The following is a 25,923-nucleotide window of genomic DNA, read 5'->3' on the forward strand; positions in this document are numbered from 1 at the left end:
TGTATAGATTAAAAATATGAACTATAAACAACTTAATTCATCGATAAGAGATGATCTAAGGCAAAAGGCCGAAAAGCAGGTGAATGAAAAGCATCTACAAATAGTTAAGCCCAATATGAGTTCCGAGGAGAAGAAGCTGTTACGTGAAGTCCAAATATTACAAATTATTTTAGAGATGCAAAATGAAGAATTACAACAGACCAATGAAGTTGTAGAAAAGGCCTTGAAAAAATACACAATGTTGTTTGATTTTGCGCCAATTGGCTATTTTATCCTTGATACTGAAGGTTTAATCTGTGATTTAAATTTCACAGGTGCTGAAATGTTAGGTGAGAAACGTTTCAGCTTTTTAAAGACTGACTTTAAACTGTTTATTTCAAAAGAATCACATACCATCTTTTCTAGGTTCTTTGAGCGAATATTTTGTGATGCTGAAAAAGTATCCTGTAAAATAACTCTCGGCTATAACGATCGATTAGCACGTCAGGTCTATCTGGAAGGGCTTGTTATCGAGAATGAACAGGAATGCTTATTGTCCGTTATTGATATTTCACATTTTAAGAATTGATATTTAGGAGTAAACTACACCGATTATCTATTATAACTCACAAAGAATAACGGATCATTAAGAATAACAATATTTTATCATCTAAAATGTGTGAATCATATAATTCTTTTTAAAAGTTCTGTAAGAAAGAGTTAAACGATAGGTGTTAATTTTACTTTGACTAGTGATGCGAATGGATCTCTGTAAATGACTGATTTTTGTCCTCTATTGAGATATAAATGTAATGGACTATTGCCAATATTAAAATGTCACGATCGCATGATAACGAGTACTTTAAATAAACAAGAAGCAATAACTGATTTAAATTCAATGATTTTAAAGATGACCATGGTCATCAGTGAGTACTATCCTGAGTTAGCTGGATTTTTAGAGGAAATGCCTGACACAATTTCTGATAACGCTGACTTAGAGGTAACGATTGAGCAACTGGAAAGCTATTTTGAATCGTTGAGTTCGCTTTTGACCAAATATCTCCTGGAGCATCCGATAAGTTCCAGATAATATATATTTTACTGCGTATTTCATGAGTGCAGCAGATATCTTGGACTTTCAAGATTGTTTTCTGTACTAATCAATATTTTTTTTCTTGGGAAGCTTATATTACTCCTGTAATAGATTTTCTGTTCTGTTAAGCAGAAAAAACGAGCACAAATCAGTTATCAAGCCCGTATAACCCAAATATGGATCAATAGCTGAAAAAAAATGAAAATCAAGTAAAAAAAATTTCGGATGAAACTTGGTGAACAGATTCAGCTAGAAGACTATTCTTCACGTTTAGAGTCTGATTAAACAGTCCTATAGAGGGATAAGAATGGAGCTGCGATATTTAAACCAATTTTTCATATTTAATGATTCAGTTTATGGAGGATGTCGAACTCAAAATAAAAGAATTTAAAAAGTATTATTATTCCAATTTAGCTTTTTACAATTCAGCATTAAGATTTTTAATCGAACTTATAGATTCACTTCCTAAAGTAGAACATGTTTCGGGACGGATTAAAGACTATTCCGAATGCCTGAGCAAATTTAATCGTAAATATGTATCGAAAATTTCAGAGGAAAATAGAGATTATCAAATAATCGATTCGTTGTCCGATTTTATTGGAATTCGAGTGGTTTGTCTTTATGTTAGGGATGTAAATCTCATTAGAGAGGAGTTGAAAAGATATTTTATAGAAGTTGCTATTACCGATAAAACAGACCAGTTAGAGAGCACTGATGATAAATTTGGATACAAAAGTTTGCACCTTGATTTGAAGCTAAATAGCGAATATTGTAAGAAAGTTGAATTGATTCCTTATGCCAACGTTCGTTTTGAGTTGCAAATTCGTACAATTATTCAAGATGCCTGGAGTGTATTGGATCATAAAATAAAATACAAGAAGAGTATTCCTCAAAGCCTAAAGAGAAGAATTAATCGCTTGTCAGCTTTGTTTGAGATTGCAGATGATGAGTTTTTGCGGATAAATGATGAAATACTTTTGGAAGAAAAAAGAATCAATGATCGAATTAAGCAAGGAGGAACGATTGAAAAAGATAAGGCTTTGGATGTTTTTAGGTTTCTATTCGTGGTTCTGAAATATTTTCCCAACTATAACTTCATTGAGTTTAAGGTTGATGGTTTTGTGCAAGAAATATTGGATATAAAAAAGGGATTTACTGAAAGTGAATTGAATGATGGATTGAGAAACTATTTACATATAGCGGAAAAAGTTGAACAAAAAGAAAAAAAAGAACTGAATCCATATACTAAAATCCGCTATTGCCTGTATCTTTTCGATCGAGATTTATTTTCTTCTATATTATCTACATATCAAAAGAACAGTCTCTTGACAGTTGGATAATTAGAATTAACTAGGCTTGGTGAATATGAACTGGGAGTCGGAAAGACTATTCCCTGTAGTCAGATCTGTGTAACTCTTCATAAGCTTGTAAAACAGTTAAATGAGAAATTAGATATGCAAGCGTGCTTTCAGCACCTTGATTGCGATTGACTCCATAGTTGTCAAATCCATCACAACAGCCCTTGGTTTCAAAATCATACAGACTCATGCGTAAATCATTTTCTCCTAAAAACCACAAAAAGGAAGTATACAGTTTATTCAAGTAGTCTTTATTTTGGGTTAGATAAAAGGCCTGGTGGTACATCAGTACCATTGCCATAGCATCAATTGGTTGCTGTGCAAAAATAGAACGCTCACCTTCTTTTCGATACCATTCTTCGTTGCCAATAATTGATAAGTAGTTGTCTTTTAATGTGTGACTAGTCAGAAAGTTCATAGATTCAAGAGCTGTTTGGGTTATTTCTTGATCATTAAGTATTTCTGCAGAATGTAAGAGAGCTAAAGGTAAAATGCCATTATCATAGGCGAGTAAGGATTCAAACCATTTCCAGTCTTTTGATTCATTGTTTTTGTAATGTTTAACAAGTGTTTGAGTCATGTTACGGAGCCGTTCAGTCATGGAGTCGTCAGATGGATTACTTTTCAAGTAGTAACTGATGCCAATCATTGTATTGGCGATGCCACGAATTGAACTTAGTTTTTCAAAATTAGGAGCAGCATTGAAAAATACCAACCTTCCTGTCTGGTAATAGGCATCGTTTGGAGCGTTACCCAATAGATATCCTAATGCCCAGATGGTACGGCCAAATGAATCTTCAGATCCAACTTTGTCTAGAAATATTCTGCTAAAACTCAGGAAGTTCCGGAAGGTTCCATCTGCATTTTGAAGATAGTGAATATAACTAAGATAGATAGGGGACAATTCCAACGCTTGCGTGTTTTTCATTTGTCTGTAGGCCATTAGTACCATTAATAATGCTCGGGCGTTATCATCTAGACAATAGCCTTCTTTTAAGTTTGGGATACCAAATTTTGCATGCTGAATAATTCCAGTATCATCTGTTAATCGATTGATGTGGGAAAGAGAAAAGGGAGGGAGTATTAATAAATCCATTACCGTTTCTTTCTTTTCTATATCATGGTGGCTATCTTCCAGTATCGTTGATACTAGATCCATGTATTTTGCTCCTGTTTTGGACCAGGTTATCTTTTCTCCGTATGCTGAGGCTTTCCGTTTCATCTCATTCAGTTCTTCGGGATGATCCAATAGATCATTCAATGTTGTGGCAAGATGCTCCGAGTCATTGAAGTTAAAAAGTCGACCTCTTCCTTCTGAAAGTAATTCTACTGCGTGCCAATAGGGAGTTGAAAGCACCGCTGCGCCAACTCCAACTGCGTACGACAGGGTCCCACTGGTTATTTGGGCTTCGTTTAAGTAGGGAGTGATATAAATATCACAGGAATACAGATATTTAAATAGATCCTGCTCGTCAACAAATTCATTTAAAAATACGACATGTTTATCCAGCTGAAGTTTTTGTACCAGGCGCATAAGGGAAATACGATATTCTTCACCCGAATGGCGCAATACATTGGGGTGGGTTTTGCCTAAAACGATATAAATGACATTGGGATGTTTGTTAATGACTAGAGGCAGCGAATTGATAATCGTTTCAATTCCTTTGCTACGGCCTATAAAACCGAATGTCAGGAGCACTTTCTTGCTGTCAAGCTTAAATTCTCTTCTTGATTTTTCGGCGTCGAAATGAATATCAGGAACGCCGTGTTCAATCAGTGTAATTTTGGCAGAAGGAACGTCATAAATCGTAGTTAGAAATTCAATAGCTTTATGACTCATTACAACAATCCTGGTAGCCATTTTGCAGATTTCCTTCATGATTGCCTTTTCGTTATACGAAGGGTTTCTTAAAATGGTATGAAGGGTTACGATGAGCGGCATTTCAAGTCGATGGAGCAAGGGGAGGATATAAACGCCGCTGTGTCCCCCAAATATGCCAAACTCGTGCTCCAGGATGCAAATGTCGGCACCGCTGAGGTTGATGTATTTAACTGCTTTGAGGTAATCTTCCTGGTGATCCTGACGGATGCTTAGTTTGACTTCTTTGGGATATTTATACTTCAGGTCATTATCGTCTAAGGCAACAACAAATCCTTCATTCCGGGTTGTTCCATGGTGATGGTGTAGCATGGATTTATACAGGTTATTTGTGAAGGTGCCGATGCCACACTCCCGAGGAGGATAGGTCGCAATATAAGCAATTTTCATTTCTGTAGTTTAAATTTGTTGATTTAAAGGACTTTTTACGGCATCCTAATATGAGAGAATCTAGTCTTTCCTCTTGTTCTGTAACGATTTTTATTTTTTGAAATCGATATTTCTACTTTTTGTTTTGCAATGCTTCTTTGATAATCTATTCAAAATTGACTTACAGCGACAGGCGTTTTTATCTCCGATTTCACCGAGATTGATTTTTGCGAATAAAAATTTTGAACATTGCGCCATCTTCGATAAATAGAATTTTCAAATTTCTTATTGGAGCAAATGATTTTTATCGGATTATTTCAAGCTTTTATTGTTCCTTTAATATTTTGAATGACAGTTTTATAGGGAATGGTGAAATGAAACGAAGCTCCTTTACCTTCCTCACTTTCAACACAAATCTTACCACCTAATAATTCTACATAAGCTTTTGATATAGATAAACCTAAGCCAGATCCTTCATAGTTCCAGCTGTGTTTAGGGCTGTATTTTCTGAACCTTTCAAAAATCGTTTCTGCCAGTTCATTGTTAATTCCAGAACCCGTATCTGTCACATAGAATTCCAGAAATGCGCCTTTCTTGACATAGCCGAACTTGATCCCTCCTTTTTCAGTAAACTTGATGGCATTTTTGACCAAGTTGAATAGAATCGCGTCGAGTTTATTTTGATCGGTGTTGATAATACCTGCTTTGTCGGGTAAGCTGTTGTGCAAAGAAAGTTGAATGCCTTTCTTGTCGGCTTCCGGTTTGAAGAAAGTGTAAACAAAGTTGAGTTGGTCATTTATATTGGTTTTAGAAATAGAAATTTCCATTTGTCCCGCTTCTATTTTTGAAATATTAATTACATTATTGATTATTGACATTAGGTGATTTCCACTCTGTTCAATGATATCGATGTACTTTTGCCCCAATTCATTTTGAGTCATTATTTTCTTCAGAAGTTCTGTAAATCCCAGGATACCATTCATTGGTGTCCTGATCTCGTGGCTCATATTAGCAAGGAAGGCTGATTTTAGATAGTCGTTTTCTTCAGCCTTGTTTTTAGCTTTGACTAGTTCCAGTTCTACCTTCTTGGGGAGGGTGATGTCCAGGGCATTTACCAGATATTGTTCTCCATCTTCAACAACATTACCTGAAAGGTGCAGGTACCTGGGGGTGTTTTCATTTGTGATCATAGCAACTTCACAACCTTTTTGGGTCTCGCCTTCAAATAATTTGTGTAGAAAACGGTTAAAGATTGACTTTGAGTGATGCACAAGGAATAATTCAAAAGGGTAGCCTTTCAGCTCAAAGCGAGACTTGTTTAGCATGCTAGCTCCGCTAAAGTTTAATGAAATGATTTTTCCCTCTTTATTAAGAATAAAATAGCTCGTTGGGGCAAAATCATATAACTTAGCATATCGGTCTCTAAGTCTCAGTGCCTTAGTAACTGCTAATACTAATTTCTTATTTTGGAGTTCCAACTCAAGCAGACGAAGCTTTAATTTCTTATTGTGCTTTTCTATATCTTCTCGAAGATTATGCGAGCTCGGTTTAAGTGTTTTCTTTGATGTTAACTCTTCTGTCTTTTGACAAAGTAATTTGACATCCGTTTGCTTATGAAGAGTTTTCATCATGTATGAAAATTATGATTTATCAACTATTTTTGGTCTGCACGAGTTGTTTTATTGATTTTAGCTACTATAGCTGTTTATTAGTTTTTCCAAGCTAGTAATAGAGCTATGTAGATTAGCATTTTTCAGACATCTTTATTGAATTCGGTAATACAAAAACGTTTTTCATCTGACATCTCTTTTAGTGTTTGGCTTTAAGGAAATGAACAGGCAGCTTAATGACCTTGGAATGGAGTTATATTTTTCCGATTTCACTCTTCTTTTGTTGTTTGATCTGCTTTGCAAGTCTTTTCTCTTTTAAAGTCCTAGCTGGTGCTTTCTTATTTGATTTTCCTTCTTTTGTTTTCGATTTTGACATAACTTTCACTTATTTTTTTTTGATTCTTCTATATTTCGACTTTCTCAATTTTCGTAATTGGTTCAATAAAAGTACCTCAATACCTGGTGCGAAGTATTATACAATTGAGGATATAAGTTACATCATTCTCACATTAAAAGAATTTCTTATGAAGCCTCAGTCTTGTATCCCATATACTTTTCGAAAGTGGTAACCATAAACCGTATAAGTAATGGCATCATAAATGGCTGCCGGTCGATTGAAAAGAGTCCAAATGACCAACTTCCAATATTCTCGTCTTCCTTTATTTAAAAGACCAATAATCAGGATAGATTTAAGAAAAGCCCTGAATAAGGAAAAGGAAATCTTACTACGGTGCTCGATCTTTCTATTGTAACTTAAGATCAGTTTTCGAACCCTTTTGTAATAGGGTTTTGTGCTGTAAATACTATAAATGATATGGTGATAGCCTTCCTGTAGGTTTTTTAATCCCATTTTGGGAACAAAATTTGTCGTCATATCTGTGTTATTGCCGTTTAGTTCAAAAGTTAGCCTATCCTGTGCTTTCATTTGATTGTATAATTTGGTATGCTTGGGGGCATTTAGCAGACCAACCATAGCAGAAACAATTCCACTTTTCTGAATAAAGTCAACTTGACGTTGAAAAACACTTGGAGAATCACTGTCAAATCCCACAATAAACCCGGCAGAAACATGCAATCCGGCTTTCTGAATCCTCTGGACACTTTGCAACATATCTCTATTTCGATTCTGAACTTTATGGCATTCTTCAAGAGAGCGTTCATCAGGAGACTCGATTCCAATAAATGTTGATGTGAAACCTGCTTCTGCCATCAATATCAATAATTCTCTATCGTCAGCTAGGTTGATAGAGGTTTGAGCACTGAATGAAAAAGGATAGCGATGTGCTCGCATCCATTCTGCGATAGCAGGTAATATCCTATTTTTAACTTCTTTCCGATTTCCAATTAGGTTATCATCCACAATTGAGATTGGTCCTCTCCAGTTTAGGCTGTATAGCATTTCTAATTCTTGTATAACCTGACGAGGCGTTTTGATGCGGACTTGGTGTCCCAATAAGGAAGTTATTTCGCAAAAATCGCAAGAGAAGGGACATCCCCGGGAGATTTGTATATTCATTGAAGCATATTCATTGATTGATAGTAAGTGGAAGTCTGGAGCGGGGGTGGACTTCATATCTGCATATTTTTCTGTTTGATATAGTCGTAACGGGTTGTTTTTTTGTAAATCATTTAAAAACAGGGGCATTGTAATTTCTGCTTCATTCAAAATGAAATGCTCAATTTGGGGATAGCAACTGTATTCCTGTGTAAAAAGAGGTCCTCCAGCAACCACTTTCGTATGAAGTTTTACGCATTTAGCTAGGACTTTATCGACAGATTCTTTTTGAATATACATGGCACTGATGAATACGTAGTCTGCCCAATGGATGTCATTGTCTTGAAGACTTGTAATATTCATATCTATCAGCCTTTTCTCCCAATTTGAAGGAAGCATGGCAGATACTGTTATTAAACCCAATGGGGGAACTGCTGCTTTTTTTGATATAAATTTTAAAGCATGCTTGAAGCTCCAAAATGAATCAGGGCACTCTGGATATATCAATAGTATTTTCATCGTCTTATTTTAGTTTGTAGTTATTTTTTTAAACTATTTGGAATCGTAAAAGGAATAAAGAAGTCAACAGTAAATTTCTCATGACTTTCTTCATTTAGATCATCAATGAAATCCTGATAAAACTTTTTAAACCGTTTCAAATCATCATGAGCCAATAGAAATAGCAACTTTTGGGTGTTGTGAAAATTGAACCCATCAATGTTTGTGTAGATTATAATTACTTCAAAGTCATTGACTTTGTCGCGTTTGTGTAGGTGAAAACTGATGAATTTATTTTTGTTTTGTTGGGGCGTTACGACATACCTATAGTTTTGAGCTATCCGGTCCCACTCAAAAAAGATAATGAAATCATTGATTGAAAAATGCGGAATGATGAACTTTTTAAAGATATCCTCCAGATAGTATTTCTCCTTCTTGTTCAAAATCAAATAAATTAAGACAGTTCTAGTTACGGATCCGGATGTGTTGGCTTTTCCTTTAACAGATTGCAGTGTACTCTGAAATAAAAACGTTAACTCGTTTTTATCCTGGTTATGGAACTTCATTCATACACAAAATTCTGGAATTTGGATTATTGTTTCGTTACACATTTCCAAAATAATTTTGTATGATTCACACATTTTCAAGTGTTTTTCGTCTTTTGTTCTTTAACTTTTTGAAATGAGAAGGGGTTAGTCCTGTAATTTTTTTAAATTGGTTTGATAAGTGAGAAACACTGCTATAGTGCATTTTGTATGCTATCTCTGTAAGATTTAACTCATCATAGACAATGAGTTCTTTGACCCGTTCAATTTTGTGGGTTAGATAAAACTTTTCAATAGTAATGCCTTTAACTTCAGAGAAAAGATTGGCAAGGTAAGTGTAATCGTAATTGAGTTTTTCACTTAAATAGTCGGAAAGATTAATTTTGAGTTGATCTTCACTATAGTGAGTTAGTTCAATGATTGCAAGTTTTACTTTTTCAACTAGAATGCTTTTTTTGTCATCCATTAAGCATAGACCTGATTTCTTTAATGCTGCTCCCAATTGTTTTAATCTTTCTGGGGCAACATTGCCAATAATATTTACCTCTCCAATTTTGACATAAGTATACTTTAGTCCAAGTTTTTCAAGTTCCGCTTTTACCACCATTTGGCAGCGAATACAAACCATATTTTTAATATAAAGTTTCAAAAGTTTTATGTTTATTATTGAATGAAGTTTTTTAAAGTTGTCGATAATATGATGTTCTTTTTCAGTGTGTTCTGGTTATCTGTTGGTGCTTCTTTTATCCCTTACTAACTTAAACGTATGGTTTAAGCATTGGTTCTGTTTTTTCGAACGATGATTACTCAATGGTCTAGTAGTTATCTCTGTTGTGCTAGAAGTTTAATAGAACGCTTCTTTGATGTTGGCTTCAGTTGATCGAAGTATGGATATTAATCGATTACTTGAGCAGCAATTTCTTTTCAACTCTTCTGTTTTTTGACATGTATTGTGCATACTCTAATTATGAGGTAAGTATCCGTTTGACGCAGATGAGTTGCAAGTTCATCGCTGATTTCGAGAATAATGAAAGCCTGTAGATCATAGGTTTACAGGCTTTTTTGTTTTAATAAGATCTAATTATTATCGTACCAGTACCTAATCTTTTCCCTTTTTGCTTTTTATCAGGTGCTGGGTATCTTTTGTTGTGTTGCTGAAACCATTGGCGTTAATTGATCAGTGATCCTGCCAAAAAAGAGAAAGATCGTTCTTTGTGATGAAAAGTTGTATAATATTTATTTATTTATTTATCTGCTATATGTCAATAATTTCTAAATTTGAAATTACTTCTAAAAATAGGAGTAATGGCAGATATTGTTTATAGTGTAATAACAGCATTTACAAGTGGAGGAAGTCTTGTCTTTGGGCTTTGTTTCCTTTTTCTATATATCCCCAAGAGTACTTTTCTTGGAGGTTATCGGATAGCTCGAAAAACGGCAGCAGCAGCCTACTTGGGACTATCGTCACTGTACTTTATCGAAATATTTTTTGATAATCATGATATTGGACATCCTTTATCCCAGTCGATTAAATTAACTGTAGGTTCACTCCAAGCGTTGTTTTTTACTTATACTTTTATTTCTCTCATCAATACTCGTTTTGTAACAGGGAAAAAAATTCTGAGGGAACTTCTCCCGCTTCTTTTCTTTGTTGTTATCATGGTATTGGGTTATGCTTTGGAATCTAATTTTTTGATATTTAGAATAAACTACTACTTATTTGTGGTGTACTATGTGTCTCAGCTGATTCGATATTTAATTTTATTTCTTGAAGAATATCGAGCATGTTTTGGCAGGGCTGACAATTATTACTCTGGTGAAGAAAACTTGCGCTTTCGCTGGATTTACTATTCTTTTTTTGGCATGTTTGCTATTGGAGTAATGTTGCTCTTATTGTTGTTTTTCCCTGAACGTAAATTTGTTTACTATCTTTTTATTTTAAGTTTTATGCCGTTTTATTCTTATTTCGGTGTAGGTTTTATCAACTATGCATACCGTTACAAAATTATTGAACCACTGGCCTCCGCAGGTAGCCAATGTGAAATTTTGATAGCGAACAACAGCGACAAAAGTAAACAGTCTGAAATTATTGGAGAGGCATTGAACCGTTGGGTAATTCAGGAACGGTTCTTGCAGCAAGGCCTTACCATTGAAGACTTGTCCTCTGAATTAAATACCAACCGTACGTATTTGTCGGCTTATATCAACCAGGTAAAGAAGCAATCGTTTCGTTCGTGGATAAATCACCTGAAGATAGGTAAAGCCCAAAAATTATTATTGGATCATCCAGAAATGTTGGTGGTTGAAGTAGCATGTTTAGCTGGCTATTCCGATAGCAGTAATTTTAACAAGCAGTTTGTGAAAATTACTGGTAGCTCTGCTCAAAATTGGAGGAATCGTCAGCTTGCTCAAAATCCAATCAAGGCAAAATAGAGGAGTAGGGGCGTATTCGATATGTGCAATGCTTTGTTTCGGGATTATCTATGCGCATTTTTATCGGCAATATTTTTTTCCAATACTACAGGTCTAGATTAATTATGACTTTGTTAGCCAAGATAATCTGTATGAATATAATTTATTGTTCACTACTTTCCCTGTAGTATAAAAGCTGCTGCTAATTAGTTAATTGCTGTATTGACTGTTTTGTATTGCTGTTTTTACCTGACGTTTTTGCTATTTCTACCCTAATTATTAGTCATTCCTACCATTATCCAGGAGTAGTGATTCCTATCTTTAGTATGTAAAATAAAGTTGGTGATTGTTTAAAAAAACACTTGTTTTTATTATGTCATCGTCCTCTTCCTCTTCTTATGGAGATTTTTATTTACCTGATTTTTTTTATCAGGCGGAAAAACAAGCAGAAATAGAGACGTTGTTTTTCCGCTGTTCTAAAAAAGTTGTTTTCTAATAAATCCAGGAACAAAAAAAATAATGGGAATCAAATTTAAAGTAATAGGAAAAAGGTAATTGGAAAGCCTTAGTTGTACAGTTCATAGTCTTTCTTCTCTGGATTTATATACAAGAGTAGCTGTATGAACCAATGCTGCTCATTTTCCCATGAATCTTCTATATATAAATAAAAACTTCAACAAATGAATGAGCTAACTTTTGACCAGATAACATTCAAGGCCTCTCACAACTCCTATGATAGAAAAGAGTCCTTTAGTGAGCAGCTAACATTTAATCCCAAGGAGCCACATAACAGTGGGTGCATGGGACTAGAATTGGATATATGGAGACATTCGTCTAATTATAAGCCTTTCGAATCAATTGGGGCAAACTACTTTACAGTTGCTCATACACTCCTCTTTGGTAGTACACCTCTGTCTTCCTTCCTGTCGGAAATACTTGACTGGCATCACCGTAACTCTCAGCATAGTATCATTTTAATCACCTTAGATATTAAAAGTGCTCATGGAGGTTACGATAAATTTCACGAGGAAATCGACACATATTTAAAATGTCACTTTGATGAGGATCTAATTTTCAAACCCCATCAGCTCATGAAAGACTCGTCGCTATCGCTATGCGAAAATGTAATCAAGACTGGTTGGCCCGCGCTTTCTGCCTCAGAGATTAAGGGAAAGTTTATCTTCTGCTTAAGTGGGAATAAGAGTTGGAAGTCAGAGTATGCCAAAACTAGTTTGAACCACCGTTATTGCTTTAGCGATCAAGATATGTCTGATTCCGATAAGGCGGTTCACCCGCCAAGCAATGGGAACATTGTGTTTTTCAATTTCCACATCCATAATAGCAATAAAGATACATGGATGAGTTCCATCCCTCCTTTTGCCCAGAAAAAATTAATTACCAGAACCTACATATCGAACTCCGAAACCAATTGGAGCAATTGCATTAAGGCAAATGTTAGTGCCATTGCTACCGATAAGGTAAGCAACAACAGCTGGTGTAAAGTCAGCAATTCGCACGGGTACCGAGAGAAATTGAAGTGATGCCAACCAGTAGGTATTTCCAATTCAGAAATTTTAAACAAAAAATAATCATGAAACAGATTCTACTCTTCTTCGCATTGCTTATGGCTGTAGTAACAACTAATGCGCAAGGCCCCACATCTTACACCCTTACAGCTGACGACATAACAGTGAATGAAGGCGGTGTAATTCTAAGTTGCAACATTAACGATTTTAATACCGAGACCTATGCATTTGGGAATATTATTATTCCACAAACCATCAACAAAGAGGGCGTTGATATAGCCATTACCAGCATTAACGATTGCGTTTTTATGCTACTTCGCCTAGCAAGTGTAGTAGTTCCAGAAGGAGTAAAAAATATTGGTTACCAAGCTTTTTATAGCTGCCATTTAACCAGCATTACGCTTCCCAATGGACTACAAAGCATTGGAGGCTATGCATTCGCCTTTAACAACTTAACCAGCATTACGTTCCCCAATGGGTTACTAAACATTCGCAGCTACGCGTTTTCCAGTAACCAGTTAACAAGTGTAACTCTTCCGGAAACATTAATTATCATTGAAGAATGTGCATTCGCCAACAATAACAACCTTACATTAATTAATCTGCCCAAACACGAGTCAACCCCAGGTTTCGAAGGATGGATTGACTATAATAAGCAAAAGGTGATAAAGACCGAAGAGGGCAACTATACCGTATCAAATTTCTATGTTCCCTACTACGCCATTATACCCTATACTCTTACTGCTGACGACGTAACAATTGACAACGAAGGGTGTATTATAAGTTGCAATATACTGAAAGGCACAAAGCTAACTATCCCCCAAACCCTAAACAAAGAAGGGCCAGAGATCACCATTACCGGAATAGGAAGTAGTGTATTTGCCAGCAGGGGACTTCAGGATATTACGCTTCCAAACAGCATAACCAGCATTGGCGAAGAAGCATTTGCAACTAACAGCTTAACCAACCTTGTCCTACCCCAGACTCTAAAAAGCATTGGAAATGCTGCATTTTCCTATAACCGATTACAAGGTGTAGACTTTCCTGAAACAGTAACAAGCATTGGAGAGAGCTCCTTTAGTAGCAATAACATAATGAGCGTAACGCTCTCCGAAAAACTGGTGAACATAGGCTTTAAAGCATTTGCCTATAATGGCAACCTAGCATCCATCACCCTACCCAAGCACGACGCAACTCCCGGTTTTACAGGATGGAAGGATGGTAGCGGAGCAATGGTACCTCTAACCGATGGAAACTACACCGTAAGCGTTTTTGCTACTTCCTACACTGCTTTTATATCGGAGCCACTTGCCCCTGCCGCACCAACACTAGCTGGCAAAACGCACAACAGTATTATCCTTACTGTAGTTGAAGGCTGTGAGTACAGCATCGACAATGGCACAACATGGCAGGATGCAGTTCTATTCGAGGGGTTGAACGAAAATACCGCGTACACTTTTGTTCAACGCTATGCTAAAACTGAAATATCCTTAACCTCTCCGGCAAGTGCCCCATTAACGGTAACTACAGATAAACCTTCTCAATCGGCACCTTCGGCACCAACCTTAGCAAGTAAAACGCATAACAGCATTACTCTAAACAGCGTGCAAGGCTGCGAGTACAGCATCAACAACGGCACAACATGGCAGGATGCTGTTTTATTTGACGGATTAGTTGGTAATACATCGTATATTCTTATTCAACGTTATGCCGAAACTGAAACATTCAGTGCTTCACCCCAAAGTGCTCCATTAACGGTAATTACAGATAAAGCCTCTCCTTCGGCACCTGTAGTCCCGGTATTGGCAAGCAAAACGCAAAATAGTATTACTCTTAAGGCAGTTGAAGGTTGCGAATACAGTATTGACAACGGCTTGAGCTGGCAGCGAGAAGTATTGTTCGAAGGTTTGGAAATGAACACAACTTATATTTTTGTCCAACGCTATTTCGAAACCAATACGGGTTTTGCTTCTCCATCAAGTGCTCCTTTTATGGTAACGACAAATAAAACACCACAAACAGCACCTGACGCACCAATATTGGTAAGTAGAACATACAACAGTATTATCCTTGCTGTAGTTGAAGGCTGCGAGTACAGTATCGACAACGGTGCAACTTGGCAGGATGCGACACTATTTGAAGGCTTGCAGGCGAATTTTAGTTATACTTTCGTTCAGCGTTATGCTGAAACAGAAATGTATAGTGCTTCAGCTATAAGTGCCTCAGTAACGGCGACTACCAAGAAAATCTCTCAATCGGCACCTGCTGCACCAACCCTTGCTGGCAAAACTGAAAGCAGTATCACTTTAAATGCAAAGGCAGGTTGTGAATACAGTATTGATGGTGGGGGAAGTTGGCAGAATACCGTTCTTTTTGATGGATTGGAGAGTGGAACTTCTTATACTTTACTGCAACGTTATGCAAGAACCAGTATACACTATGTTTCACCGGCAAGTGTCCCATTGATTGTTGTAACTGAAAAAGCTCAACAATTGGCTCCGGCAGCACCAACACTGGCGTCCAAAACTGAAAACAGTATTACCCTCAATGCAGCAGCTGGCTGTGAGTACAGTATTGATGGGGGAGTAAGCTGGCAGAGTGACGTTTTGTTTGACGGACTTGAGATTAGTACTGCTTATGTGCTTGTGCAGCGTTATTTTGAAATAGATACGCACTATGCTTCAGAGCTAAGTGAAGCATTAACAGTTGTCACAGATAAAGCACAAAAAGCGGCTCCTGTGGCTCCAACACTAGCAAGCAAAACAGATAGTAGCATCGTTTTGACTGTGCAGGAAGGGTGCGAGTACAGCATCGACAACGGAGAAACATGGCAGGACACTGTTCTATTTGATGGCTTGGATGGTAATACTTTGTATAGGCTTATCCAACGTTATGCTGAAACGGACATGTCCCATGCTTCGCTAGCGAGTGAATCATTAACGGTAACAACCGATATTTCAACAGCAATTGATGAGTTAGAGAACGGAGGGATAAAGTTATACCCTAACCCCTCGAATAATGTGGTAACTGTAAGCAATGCTCCTGTGGGGGCTTGTTTAATTGTATATGATATTTCAGGAGGGATGGTATTACAAACGATGATAACCGATCGCCAACAACTGATTGATGTAAGTCGGTTGAAAAGCGGTGTTTATCTCGTGAAAATTGGTGCTGTGCCTCAAAGGTTGATCGTTCAGAAATAGCGACTTCTTTATTACTCAATTTGGAAGATGGTATTGCTTGGAGGAGTACCATCTTTTTTATAAAAGAATAGGAGATAAGTTGTCGTTGAGTTTAAGTAGACAATTCTGTTTTTGGGAATTATGCAGAAAAATGAATGCTTCCTCACTATTTAAAATTCTTGTGAGTAAAGAGCCTGAGAGGAGGCTTTTATTGATTAATCCAGAATAGCTTATTGGGTGTTGAAGCGTATGAAAAATGAAAAGCTAAAATTCATTTTCCATACGCTCTTAAATTATAGAAATACCAGCACCAGGATTTGCGCTAAAAGTACGCGCAAAAACATGACTAGCGGATAAACAGTTGCATATGCTGTTGATTGTGCCTGGATAGGAGACAACGAGTTGGCGTACTCCAATGCGGGAGGGTCAGTCATTGCTCCTGATAGTAAGCCACAAATCGTTAGATAGTTGAATTTTAAGAGTCGGGCTATTACGGCAATGATAATGAGCGGAATAATGGTGATTGCTACACCATAAGCCATCCACAAATAGCCTCCATTAACGATTGTACTAACAAAGTGTTTTCCGGCGGAAAGTCCAACGCAGGCCAGGAATAAGATAATTCCCAACTCGCGAATAAACAGGTTTGCTCCCGGAGTCATGTAAAAGTCAAGCTTTCCGATACGTCCTTTGTGTCCTAAGAATAAAGCAACCAGAAGAGGTCCTCCAGCCAATCCTAATTTAGCAGGAGCAGGAAGTCCCGGAATTGCAAATGGAATACTTCCAATTAAAACACCAGCAAGAATCCCGATAAACACCGGAATAATATTGGGGTGTGATAGATCTTTCATGGAGTTACCAAGTAGGTTGACTACATCGTTTAAAGATTTTCGTTCACCAACAATGCGCAGAGTATCACCAAATTCAATACTGTCTTTTTCGTGAGGCATGATTTCGTTTCCGGCCCGAAAGATGCGCGTAATATTAACCGGATATTGACGTGAAATACCAATTTCCTTAATGGTTTTTCCGGCCATTTTTTTATTGGTGAAAACAACATGGCGCATTCCCATTCTGCCTGAAATGTTGAGTTCTCCGGTTTTATGGAGTTTTCCAACCTTTAGCTCTAGTGCATTAAACTTTTTTCGACTTGAAACCCCATAGATTACATCGCCATCCTGAATTTGATCCTCTTCTTCAGGAACAAAAAAGTCTTTTTCTCGAAAAACCCGGGAAATGACAAACTCCCCGGCTAAAGTTTCTTTTAAGAAAGCAAAAGATTTCCCGAAAAGAGCTTGGTTGGTTACCGTTAAATTTACTGCAATTAACTTCCCCGAAACTCCGGATACTTTTCCAGAATAGCTTTTAGCTTCTTCTTTAATTTTCACTCCAAAGAAATAGCGAATGATGAGCATTGTTAAGATGATCCCGATAATCCCAAAAGGATAAGCTACGGCGTATCCCATGCCTGTTAGCTCAGTTAATTCCGGATTGCCCATTTGTTCTGTAATAACTTGTTGGGCTGCTCCCAAACCAGGAGTGTTGGTTACAGCTCCACACATAATTCCGGTGATAACCGCAGAGGGAACATCGAAAATAAGCTTAATGGCAACGGCAATGAAAAAGCCCAGAACGACAATTCCTCCGGCGAGGGCATTGAGTTGTAAACCATCACTTTTAAGTGATGAAATAAACCGGGGACCAACCTCAAGTCCAATTGAATAGACAAATAGAATTAAGCCAAACTCCTTGACAAAGTGCAACACGTTGGCATCGGTTGTTGCTCCTAAATGGCCTATCAACAGGCCTGCAAACAGCACACCGGAAATGCCTAGTTTGATGTTGAAAATTTTGATTTTCCCAAGCAGAATACCGATAATCCCGGTTAAACTGAGGAAAACAAGCGTTGAGGCAGTTCCCGATTGCGTAAATAGTTTTAAAAATTCCATTGATTTTGGTTTAATGAAAGAAAAATGGAAGCAAGAAATTTGTCCTGCTTCCAATGAGCAATCTATCTAAAACTCGAAAAGAGTAATTAAATTAATTATTGTTTGGTAGCTGTGACCATATTTAGAATGACTGTTTTCAGTGGCATTCCAATCATAGTGTATGTCGATCCATTTAATGGTTTATGGAGAGTGATATCCAACAGTTCTTGGAGGACAATCGAGGCAGATGAAGAAAAATGAATTCATTTGAGATAAGATGTTGTAAGTTAGGGGTGAAGACGACAAGAAAAACACAGTCTTTAATACCCCTGTCTTTTTTTGGGGATTGACAAAACTGTCACGACCTGTTACTTGTTGCGTTTTCCAATCCTTTTGATCTATAGACTTCCCCTCCTGTTGCAGCTTCTTAAGCAAGCTCTGGCCAAGAAAATATTTCTTGCAAACCGGGTTCATTAACCGATTTGTTCTAATACGAAGTAACCCCAGATTTAATGTAAGCATACAGCAATCCTTTAATTTAATAATACGACCTTAATTTTTTTAGGCGATTAATGAATAGCGAAGGAGACGAAATAGATCAATGTCGTGAATTCGTTCCTGACCATTGCCTTAAACCGCGAAAGCAATTGCCGTTCATATAAATAAGACAGGTCTCCTGGCTTGTCCATTTTGCAGCGCCTTCCCATTTAAAAACTAAACAGTGGCATGTAGCTGAAAAATAAGTTACGGACTTTACAGTTGCGCGACAGCTCACGATTTGAACGTGATTCCCTATTAACTCCCTTTCACAGGAGATCTTATTCGTAATATTGAAATGAACGCGGCCGCAAAAGTAAGCCCAGAATAAGGAAAAACAAAGGGAAAACACTTTTTCTTTTTTCGTGATGTGCTTTGTCTTTGTTTATTGTGTTGCTATATAGTGTGTTGTGTGGTGTGTAATTCTGACTTATGCTCGTTTTTTTTTGAGGCGTGGTCGTTCGGTGGTAAAAAATGATGTTGCAAAAAAAAGAGGCAACAACCCGTTAAGGGTTTTCTGCCTCTTTTTTTGTATAGGGAAAATGTTTTTATGTCAATTAAAAGATGTTGCCAAATTTAACACCAAAGTTTAACGTACGTGGTAACGAAGGACCGTAAATATAACCAGCATCACGGTATACGCCTCGGTCATAATCTTTTTGTATTTGATTGAAGATATTCTTGACTCCGGCATAAAACTGCATTTCTGTTTCGTTCCCAAAATGAAAGTCGTAGTAGAACAAAAGGTCTGCAACCACAAAACCATCTGCTTTTTTCAGCATTTCTCCTTCAATAATATCTCCACGGGAAATTGCATCCAACACCAATTGTTGTTCTTGTCCTTCAAAATCAGCCGGATTGAGTCCGAAGTGAGGCACATACATGGATCCGGTATAGTTTAACGACAAAGATGTGTTGAAGTGATGCGATGGTTTCCAAATGAAAGTAGCATATCCATATTGATTTGGGGTGCGCATAAAGTCTTTTGAAACACTGGTTTCTTCATCTCCCCAGGCTTGAGGCGATTCATAGCGACTGGCTTGAACAGTCAGACCAAGTTGTGCTTCCAGGTGGTCAGATAAGAAAGACTTCCATTCCAGGTTAACGCCGGCAACATAAGCATCATCTTCAGCATTTATTCGCATGTAAGCGAAATTACCATTATCATCTGTCGGGTAATATTCGTTGGCAAATGGATCTTTTAAGCGGGTGTAAAATCCTTCGATCAATACGTCATTCAAGGTGTTTTTTAAGCTAAAAACAGGGTTCAGCGAAGCCGTAAAAGCATTGGAAGTTTCTTGTTTCAGATCCTCCGAATTAAAGGTTTCAACCCGGGTCGCATTAACCAGCTCGATGTGCAGGTCTTCATTGAAAACTTGGGGAGCACGGTAACCTTGGGCGTAACCAATACGAAAACGTACTTCAGGAGAGAATTTGTACATAAGCCCTACTCGTGGCACTAAAACCCCTTTACTTAAATCGTCCTCATCGCTTTCTTTATCAGTTATCCAGTACCGGTCATAACGAAGGCCGAGAGATAGGTTTACCTTTTCTGATTTCCAATCGTGTTGAATAAATGAACCTAAGGTGTTGACTGATTGCTTAGTTAAAGTCGTGTTCGCTTCTCCGTTGGCTCCAAGTTTTATGTCATGCAGGTAATCGTTGGTGTTATCAATTCCGAAAATGGTGGTTGAGGGAGCAACTAAAAAGTGATCGGCATGAAAACCATAGTGAGCACCAACCGAAGAAGTAAGGTTTTTGGTGTCGCCATAGGCATTTGCATCCTGCTGAGCACCATAATACGAACCTCTTTGTACGTGCTGGGCAGAAGCGTAAACGGTCAACTTGTCATAGCTTCCGTTGGTAAAAAGATCATACGATAAGTTTCCTCCGGTAATCAAATGGTCCAGTTGCTCAGTGATATCTGTTTCGTGGGGAAGGAGGTCGAGCTTATTTCCGCCACGGCGAAATTCGCTGATGCGGTAGCCATCCAATGAAATCTTGCTTTTCGCTCCGGGCTTGTGAAAAACATTAAATCCAAAGGTGGTGTTTTCCAGTTCAACCATTTCTGTAAAGCCGTCACCATTGGCATCATAAGCGTCTCGGTTACGTAGCATGGAGTATATGTAGCCTCCCGTTTTTCGGTCATCGGTAATGATTGACGCATTCAGGTTAAGTTGCCCATCAGTAGCCAGTTGATCACGGTCTTTAGCTCCAACGCCAATAGTTCCAAATCGGCCATCAAAACTGAAAGAGTTTCGATTGGGTTCTTTGGTAATGATATTAACCGTTCCGGCAATGGCATTTCCCCCAAACAGGGCGGATCCACCTCCACGAACAACTTCCATGCGTTCGACCATATTGGCCGGAATTAGTTCCAGTCCATACACCCCGGCCAGACCGCTAAAAACGGGGCGGCTATTCATCAGAATTTGGGTGTAGGGGCCTTCCATACCATTCATTCGAAGCTGTGTGAACCCACAATTTTGGCAATTGGTTTCGGTGCGCAGTCCAGGGGTGAAAACCAACCCTTCAGCAATATTCACCGATTGGGTATTTTGCATCAGTTCTGGTGAAATGGATGTGACAATAACCGGGGCTTCTGCTCTGTTGGTTTGATTACGATCGGCAGTAACCACTACACTTTCAATGTTTAAAACATCTTTTTCAATGTCGAATTTTATTTCCAGTGTTTTATTGGCCTCTGTTTGTACTTTTTTTGAATGACTTTTATAACCAATACCAGTAACCCGGACAGTTAATTCACCTACGGGGAGGTTGATAAGCTGGTAGTGACCAGTTCCATCGGTTGCTGTTCCGATTGTTGTCCCGTCAATGGTGACATTAATAAAGGGAACATGCTCTCCTTCGCATTGAACGTGTCCTATAATGTTGGCGTCTGTATTTTTTTTCTGTGCTTGAATTAAAGTTACTGAAGCAAAAAGAATAATTGCAAGGAATGCTATTTTTTTCATCTTATTTTATTGTTTTCTATATGTTTATAATATTCTTCGGGGCAGTTCTCGCCTCGGAGAATGTCATGTAGAACTATTTCCTCCGGCTTGGATGGAAAAGTAGGGATGTCAAATCAGGAGATTTGGCTATCCTAAATCCTATTTAAAACAATGAATAAGGGGGAGCTCTTCCTTTTGTGCAGTGCCTAAAAGCTGAACGATAATTGTGTTTTGAGGTGAAAAAGCCTTGGGCGATTTCAGATCGGAATATGCTCAATGTTAACAACAACGCAGCAAAAAAGAGGAGCTGAAGATGCGAAATGAGGGTCAACTCATTTGAGCTGTGGTTATGCTTTTTAAAAGGTGCTGAATCTTGCCCTTTATTATACGGGTGGGCATGAACCACGATTTTTCCGTTGGTTAGCTTATGTGCATGGAGAAAAACGACATTATTAACAACAAGCAGCCCCATGGCAACGATGACCAGGCTTGCAACCAGTTGTTTTATTTTGTGGGTTAATGTCGTTTTCATAATTAGATGAAACAGATTTTTCCTAAAAGTGTTGTCAAATTATAAAATTTTATACTTTATGTTGTACAAATATATAAAGTTAGATTAGTCTAACAATTTTATTTGAATAATATTTTATCTTTGTAACAAAGACTTCACAAATGACTTTGAAAACGAAAGAAAATTACTTAAAAGCGATGTATATGCTAGCCGAAGAGGAAGGTGTGATTTCTTTGTCTGGACTTGGAAAAAGATTGGGGGTGAGTAAGCCAACAGTTAATAGTATGGTGAAGCAGTTTCAGCATGAAGGTTGGGTTGAGTACCAAAAGTATAAGCCCATTGAATTGACGTCACAAGGGAAAAAGGAGGCTGCTTTGGTTATCAGACGGCATCGTTTAGTGGAGATGTTTTTGGTGGAGAAGATGGAGTTTGGTTGGGAAGAAGTGCATGACATTGCCGAAGAAATGGAGCATGTTGAAGCAGAGATTCTCTTTGACCGAATGAATGACATGTTGGGCAATCCGGCTTTTGATCCGCATGGATCACCAATACCGGATAAAAACGGGAATGTACTGTCGAGACCATATTTAAGCTTATCCGAAATGAGACGAGGTGATCGGGTCGTTGTAAAGGCTTTGCGAGATGATAATAAGGAATTTTTGGATTACTTAAATGGTCGGCACATTCGCTTGGAAGTGGAAATGCTCGTGGAACAGATTGAGACCTTTGATAAAAGCATGACGATTTCGATTGAAAAAGAACCGAGCTTAAATTTGAGCAAGGAAGTTTGCGATAGGCTCTTGGTTGAACGTTTGTAAAACAACCTTTGGTAGATAGAGCAAATGCGACATTTACCAAAGATGCTTAATCGTTTGTAGCTCACTTTTTTGACAATCAGGTTTTTCCGAGTTTTACTTTTGGGGCCACTTTATGCGATAACCGATATTCCACTCAATTACATCAGCAACCGAGAAATTGTGGGCCCTTATTAAAATGCCCATGTACATATCGTTTTTAAAGTGGTATTTTAATCCAAATTTCTGATACAGAGACTTGATGTTCGGGTCTTTTTTGCGGACGGCTAAAACCCCAAGATACGAGGCAACTGATAATCGGTCAATTGTAAATTCATAGGTGCCAAATACGCCAAGCATCATTCGGTCTAAAGGTCTGTTAGCCAGTTCAACGATTGGTTGCTGACTGAGATTTTCGGGGTTGGTTACTTGTACATTAGCTTTTTCATCATAAGTAAGATCAATTCCTACGCCAAACTTATTTTTCCAGGTGGTTTGTTTCAGCAAGGCGGCTGAGATGTTAAGGAATGAATGGATGGTGTCAGTCACGGCTGCTACGCCCTCTTGAGTTGCAGCTGTATTTGTATTTTCATAAAGTTCATTACTTTTACCACCTCCAATTTGCAGGGCTAATTCATAGTGCTGTTGATAAGTTGGCTGAGGAGATATGACTAGTAATGGACGATCTTTAAAATTGTAACTAAACTCGATGGATGGAGCCATTAGGTTGAGTCCTTTGTTGGGCTGTTTTATGCTACCATTTGAGAAATGGGTAAATCCTAAAGCTCCTCGTACATCCCATCTTGGGCTCAAGGCATACTCGTAAAACAGGTTGGCATCAATATAGACTGTTCGGTAGGATCCGATAGCAACATTCCAAGGGTTTGTTTCTTTGTTGTAAGGCTCCCAGTTGTAGGTTAAGCCAAAGCCCAGTTCGTATCCCCAGACACTCTTTTTTCCTCGTTTTAAGGGGAAACCCATAAAACCAAACAAGGCTGTTGGTGTTCCCAACTCATCAACGTTAAAGAAATTCGCATTGTAAAAACCGACTCCGTAATACGGGAAATTAAAAATGTGGTGCCATTCTCTGTTCCCAGCTGTTTGCACGCTGTACGAAAGACTTAAAGCCTGAAAATAGTCGATTGCCTTTTGGGTATTATTGGTGCCTTTTACAAAGTCATTGCTTTGTAGGACATCTCCTCCATGATAGCGTAATCCAATTGAATTATAGCGTTTGGGCTTTTGGCTTTTTATGGAGTCGTTCATCTGCTTCTCCTGTGCGAATAATTGCAAGGAAAATGCAAACATGCAAATTGCTATGATTGTTTTCATCAGTATAATTGTTATGACATTTAAACTAGGGGCCGTCAAAGATAGAATATATGTTTTATGGGGAGATATGATCCGATTGGGGCTTGACGATAAAGTTCATGTTTTATTAAAATTACAAAGTTGCTTTATTGGTTTTGGCTATGCAGCTAAAGCTTAACGTCGATTTATTTCGTAAGTTTGTATCTTGAAACAAACCCAATGGATTTTGTGCTAGCCAAGAGTTTCAATGAAATATATACGGCTTTTTATCGAAAATCGTATTTGTACGTGAAGTCGTATGTGCAGGAGGAGATGGTTGCAGAGGATATTGTCTCAGATTCTTTGATTAAGTTGTGGGAGCAGCTAAAGCAGAAGCCTATTGATCCTGTTGCCCCATATCTATTTTCCATGCTGAAGAACCGGGCACTGGATCATTTAAAACATCAAACCATTAAGCATGATGTGCATGGCTTGATGACAGAAGGGTTGGAGCGAGAGCTGCAAATTCGGATTTCTTCTCTCGAGTCCAGTGATCCGAAAGAAGTATTTTCGAATGAAATCCAGCAAATTGTTGAAAAGACACTTAACTCCCTTCCTGAAAGGACAAGGGAGATTTTCATTTTAAGTCGTTTTGGCAATAAATCACACAAAGAAATTGCTGAACGATACAACATCTCTGTAAAAGGGGTTGAGTATCATATTGGGCAGTCAGTTAGTGTGTTACGAGTTGCGCTTAAAGATTATTTACCGCTTGTTGGGATCTTGTCTTTCCTGAAATTGTAAAAAAAATGAAAATTTTAACTAGGGATCTTTCTCTTTCAATCGTACTCTAAATTGAAGGACAGAATAAGCTGTGTCTTATTTTACAGAATTAAGCACTTTGAAAGATGGAAAAACTTCTTTTAAAATATATTGACGGAGAGTGTACTGAGGAGGAGAAAGTGAAGGTCGCAGCATGGCTCGATGCAGATTCGAAGCATATGAAAGAGTACCTGGCGTTGCGAAAGTTGAATGATATTTCAATTTGGCAAACAGATTCTTCAATTCCGGTTTACGAAAAGAAAAAAGGACGTGGCATTAAGTTGAATAAAGCAACAATGTTCGAACTGCTTAAAATTGCAGCCATTTTCGTTATCGCCTTCATAGCTGTTCGGTTTTTTGCCCCCGGTAATGGATTGAAAGACGAGCTGGTGATGCAAACCTTGCATGTTCCTGCCGGGCAGCGTGCGGAATTGACTTTGCAGGATGGGACAAAAGTATGGTTAAATGCAAAAACGACCTTGACATTTCCAACACAGTTTTCAGATGAGGTGCGTGAAGTAAAACTAGATGGTGAAGGTTTCTTTGAGGTAGCTCGCAATGAGCGTAAACCATTCATTGTGAATGCACAGAAATATGATGTGAAAGTATTGGGGACAAAATTTAACCTAATTGCTTATTCGCAAGATGGCGGTTTTGAAACAGCACTGCTTGAAGGAGCTGTTGAAGTGCTGGAGCACAGCAAAACAAAAGGGATTGTTCTTGAGCCTAATGAACAAGCATTACTCGAAGATGGGCAGCTTATCGTTTCTTCCATCGTTAATAGAGATCGTTTTTTGTGGCGTGAAGGAATTATCAGCTTTGACAACGCAACTTTTCCCGAACTGGTGCATAAACTTGAGCTCTATTTTGATCGGGGTATTGAGATTAGAAATCCGAAGATGTTGAATTACAAATACTCCGGGAAATTTAGAATGAAAGATGGCGTGGAGCACATCATTCGGGTACTGCAGCTAAACCATGCCTTCAATTATCAGATTGATGAAGAGCAGAACAAAATAGTAATTGATTAATAACTAAAAACCACAAGCTTATGAAAAAAAACGGAAGGTGCGCTAACACCTTCCGCTAACTGGTCGATACCTGATCACTCGCTAAAACAATTCAAGTATTAACAACCAAA

The 25,923-nt window shown here is 38.0% G+C and carries 19 protein-coding genes and 1 riboswitch; of the genes, 9 read left to right on the forward strand and 10 right to left on the reverse strand.

All coding sequences use genetic code 11. The features are described 5' to 3' along the window. The first annotated feature begins 16 nt into the window (after positions 1–16). From BM156_RS07935 to BM156_RS07945, 3 genes are all read left to right on the forward strand, one after another. On the forward strand, positions 17–568 hold the full coding sequence (locus BM156_RS07935) for a PAS domain-containing protein (protein ID WP_093919289.1): 552 nt from the start codon (positions 17–19) through the stop codon (positions 566–568). A gap of 258 nt (positions 569–826) precedes the next feature. Beyond that, entirely contained in the window at positions 827–1,069 is a 243-nt protein-coding gene (locus BM156_RS07940; RefSeq protein ID WP_093919290.1) for a hypothetical protein, read from the forward strand. Positions 1,070–1,428: 359 nt separating this feature from the next. After that, entirely contained in the window at positions 1,429–2,412 is a 984-nt protein-coding gene (locus tag BM156_RS07945) for a GTP pyrophosphokinase (protein ID WP_170846892.1), read from the forward strand. Between the two features lie 46 nt (positions 2,413–2,458). On the opposite strand, the gene BM156_RS07950 is transcribed toward BM156_RS07945, so the two are convergent. From BM156_RS07950 to BM156_RS07970, 6 genes are all read right to left on the reverse strand, one after another. Next, positions 2,459–4,699: a glycosyltransferase family 4 protein gene (locus BM156_RS07950; RefSeq protein WP_093919292.1), complete on the reverse strand. Its 2,241-nt coding sequence runs from the start codon at positions 4,697–4,699 to the stop codon at positions 2,459–2,461. A 296-nt stretch (positions 4,700–4,995) separates the two neighbouring features. Then, entirely contained in the window at positions 4,996–6,309 is a 1,314-nt protein-coding gene (locus tag BM156_RS07955; RefSeq protein ID WP_093919293.1) for a PAS domain-containing sensor histidine kinase, read from the reverse strand. A 232-nt stretch (positions 6,310–6,541) separates the two neighbouring features. After that, a complete protein-coding gene (locus BM156_RS20875) occupies positions 6,542–6,664 on the reverse strand; it encodes a hypothetical protein (RefSeq protein WP_262987304.1) in 123 nt (40 codons plus the stop codon). Positions 6,665–6,820: 156 nt separating this feature from the next. Continuing rightward, positions 6,821–8,146 carry a B12-binding domain-containing radical SAM protein gene (locus BM156_RS07960; RefSeq protein ID WP_212733446.1) on the reverse strand — a complete coding sequence of 442 codons (1,326 nt, stop codon included), beginning with the start codon at positions 8,144–8,146 and terminating at the stop codon, positions 6,821–6,823. A 176-nt stretch (positions 8,147–8,322) separates the two neighbouring features. Beyond that, on the reverse strand, positions 8,323–8,847 hold the full coding sequence (locus BM156_RS07965; protein WP_093919295.1) for a hypothetical protein: 525 nt from the start codon (positions 8,845–8,847) through the stop codon (positions 8,323–8,325). A gap of 67 nt (positions 8,848–8,914) precedes the next feature. Further along, positions 8,915–9,475 carry a helix-turn-helix domain-containing protein gene (locus tag BM156_RS07970; protein ID WP_093919296.1) on the reverse strand — a complete coding sequence of 187 codons (561 nt, stop codon included), beginning with the start codon at positions 9,473–9,475 and terminating at the stop codon, positions 8,915–8,917. Between the two features lie 656 nt (positions 9,476–10,131). Between BM156_RS07970 and BM156_RS07975 the strand changes: the two genes are divergently transcribed. From BM156_RS07975 to BM156_RS07985, 3 genes are all read left to right on the forward strand, one after another. Further along, complete coding sequence (locus BM156_RS07975) at positions 10,132–11,259, forward strand: helix-turn-helix domain-containing protein (RefSeq protein ID WP_093919297.1); 1,128 nt, start codon at positions 10,132–10,134, stop codon at positions 11,257–11,259. Between the two features lie 659 nt (positions 11,260–11,918). Beyond that, positions 11,919–12,779, forward strand: coding sequence for a Ca2+-dependent phosphoinositide-specific phospholipase C (locus BM156_RS07980; RefSeq protein ID WP_093919298.1), 861 nt, complete (start codon positions 11,919–11,921; stop codon positions 12,777–12,779). Positions 12,780–12,829: 50 nt separating this feature from the next. After that, positions 12,830–15,967, forward strand: a complete 3,138-nt coding sequence (locus BM156_RS07985) for a leucine-rich repeat protein (RefSeq protein WP_170846893.1) — start codon at positions 12,830–12,832, stop codon at positions 15,965–15,967. A 272-nt stretch (positions 15,968–16,239) separates the two neighbouring features. Here BM156_RS07985 and BM156_RS07990 read toward each other — a convergent pair whose 3' ends face one another. The 3 genes from BM156_RS07990 to BM156_RS08000 all read right to left on the reverse strand — a co-directional run bounded on the left by BM156_RS07990 (position 16,240) and on the right by BM156_RS08000 (position 21,897). Next, on the reverse strand, positions 16,240–17,895 hold the full coding sequence (locus tag BM156_RS07990) for a putative transporter (RefSeq protein ID WP_093919300.1): 1,656 nt from the start codon (positions 17,893–17,895) through the stop codon (positions 16,240–16,242). A 628-nt stretch (positions 17,896–18,523) separates the two neighbouring features. Continuing rightward, a riboswitch (cobalamin riboswitch) is annotated at positions 18,524–18,710 on the reverse strand. A gap of 258 nt (positions 18,711–18,968) precedes the next feature. Next, positions 18,969–21,386, reverse strand: a complete 2,418-nt coding sequence (locus tag BM156_RS07995) for a TonB-dependent receptor (RefSeq protein WP_093919301.1) — start codon at positions 21,384–21,386, stop codon at positions 18,969–18,971. Between the two features lie 142 nt (positions 21,387–21,528). Further along, a complete protein-coding gene (locus BM156_RS08000) occupies positions 21,529–21,897 on the reverse strand; it encodes a hypothetical protein (protein ID WP_093919302.1) in 369 nt (122 codons plus the stop codon). A 140-nt stretch (positions 21,898–22,037) separates the two neighbouring features. Here BM156_RS08000 and BM156_RS08005 point away from each other — a divergent pair, with 140 nt between their 5' ends. Beyond that, entirely contained in the window at positions 22,038–22,694 is a 657-nt protein-coding gene (locus tag BM156_RS08005) for a metal-dependent transcriptional regulator (protein WP_093919303.1), read from the forward strand. A gap of 93 nt (positions 22,695–22,787) precedes the next feature. Here the strand turns inward: BM156_RS08005 and BM156_RS08010 are convergent, their stop codons facing one another. Further along, entirely contained in the window at positions 22,788–24,002 is a 1,215-nt protein-coding gene (locus tag BM156_RS08010) for an acyloxyacyl hydrolase (protein ID WP_093919304.1), read from the reverse strand. Between the two features lie 198 nt (positions 24,003–24,200). Here BM156_RS08010 and BM156_RS08015 point away from each other — a divergent pair, with 198 nt between their 5' ends. Together BM156_RS08015 and BM156_RS08020 are read left to right on the forward strand one after the other, a co-directional pair. Further along, positions 24,201–24,764 carry an RNA polymerase sigma-70 factor gene (locus BM156_RS08015; RefSeq protein WP_093919305.1) on the forward strand — a complete coding sequence of 188 codons (564 nt, stop codon included), beginning with the start codon at positions 24,201–24,203 and terminating at the stop codon, positions 24,762–24,764. 104 nt (positions 24,765–24,868) lie between these two features. After that, the gene (locus tag BM156_RS08020; RefSeq protein ID WP_093919306.1) at positions 24,869–25,813 is read left to right on the forward strand and encodes a FecR domain-containing protein; all 945 of its coding nucleotides are present in this window, start codon (positions 24,869–24,871) and stop codon (positions 25,811–25,813) included. Positions 25,814–25,923: the final 110 nt, after the last annotated feature.

This window comes from Sunxiuqinia elliptica, assembly GCF_900113005.1.
Classification (GTDB): domain Bacteria; phylum Bacteroidota; class Bacteroidia; order Bacteroidales; family Prolixibacteraceae; genus Sunxiuqinia; species Sunxiuqinia elliptica.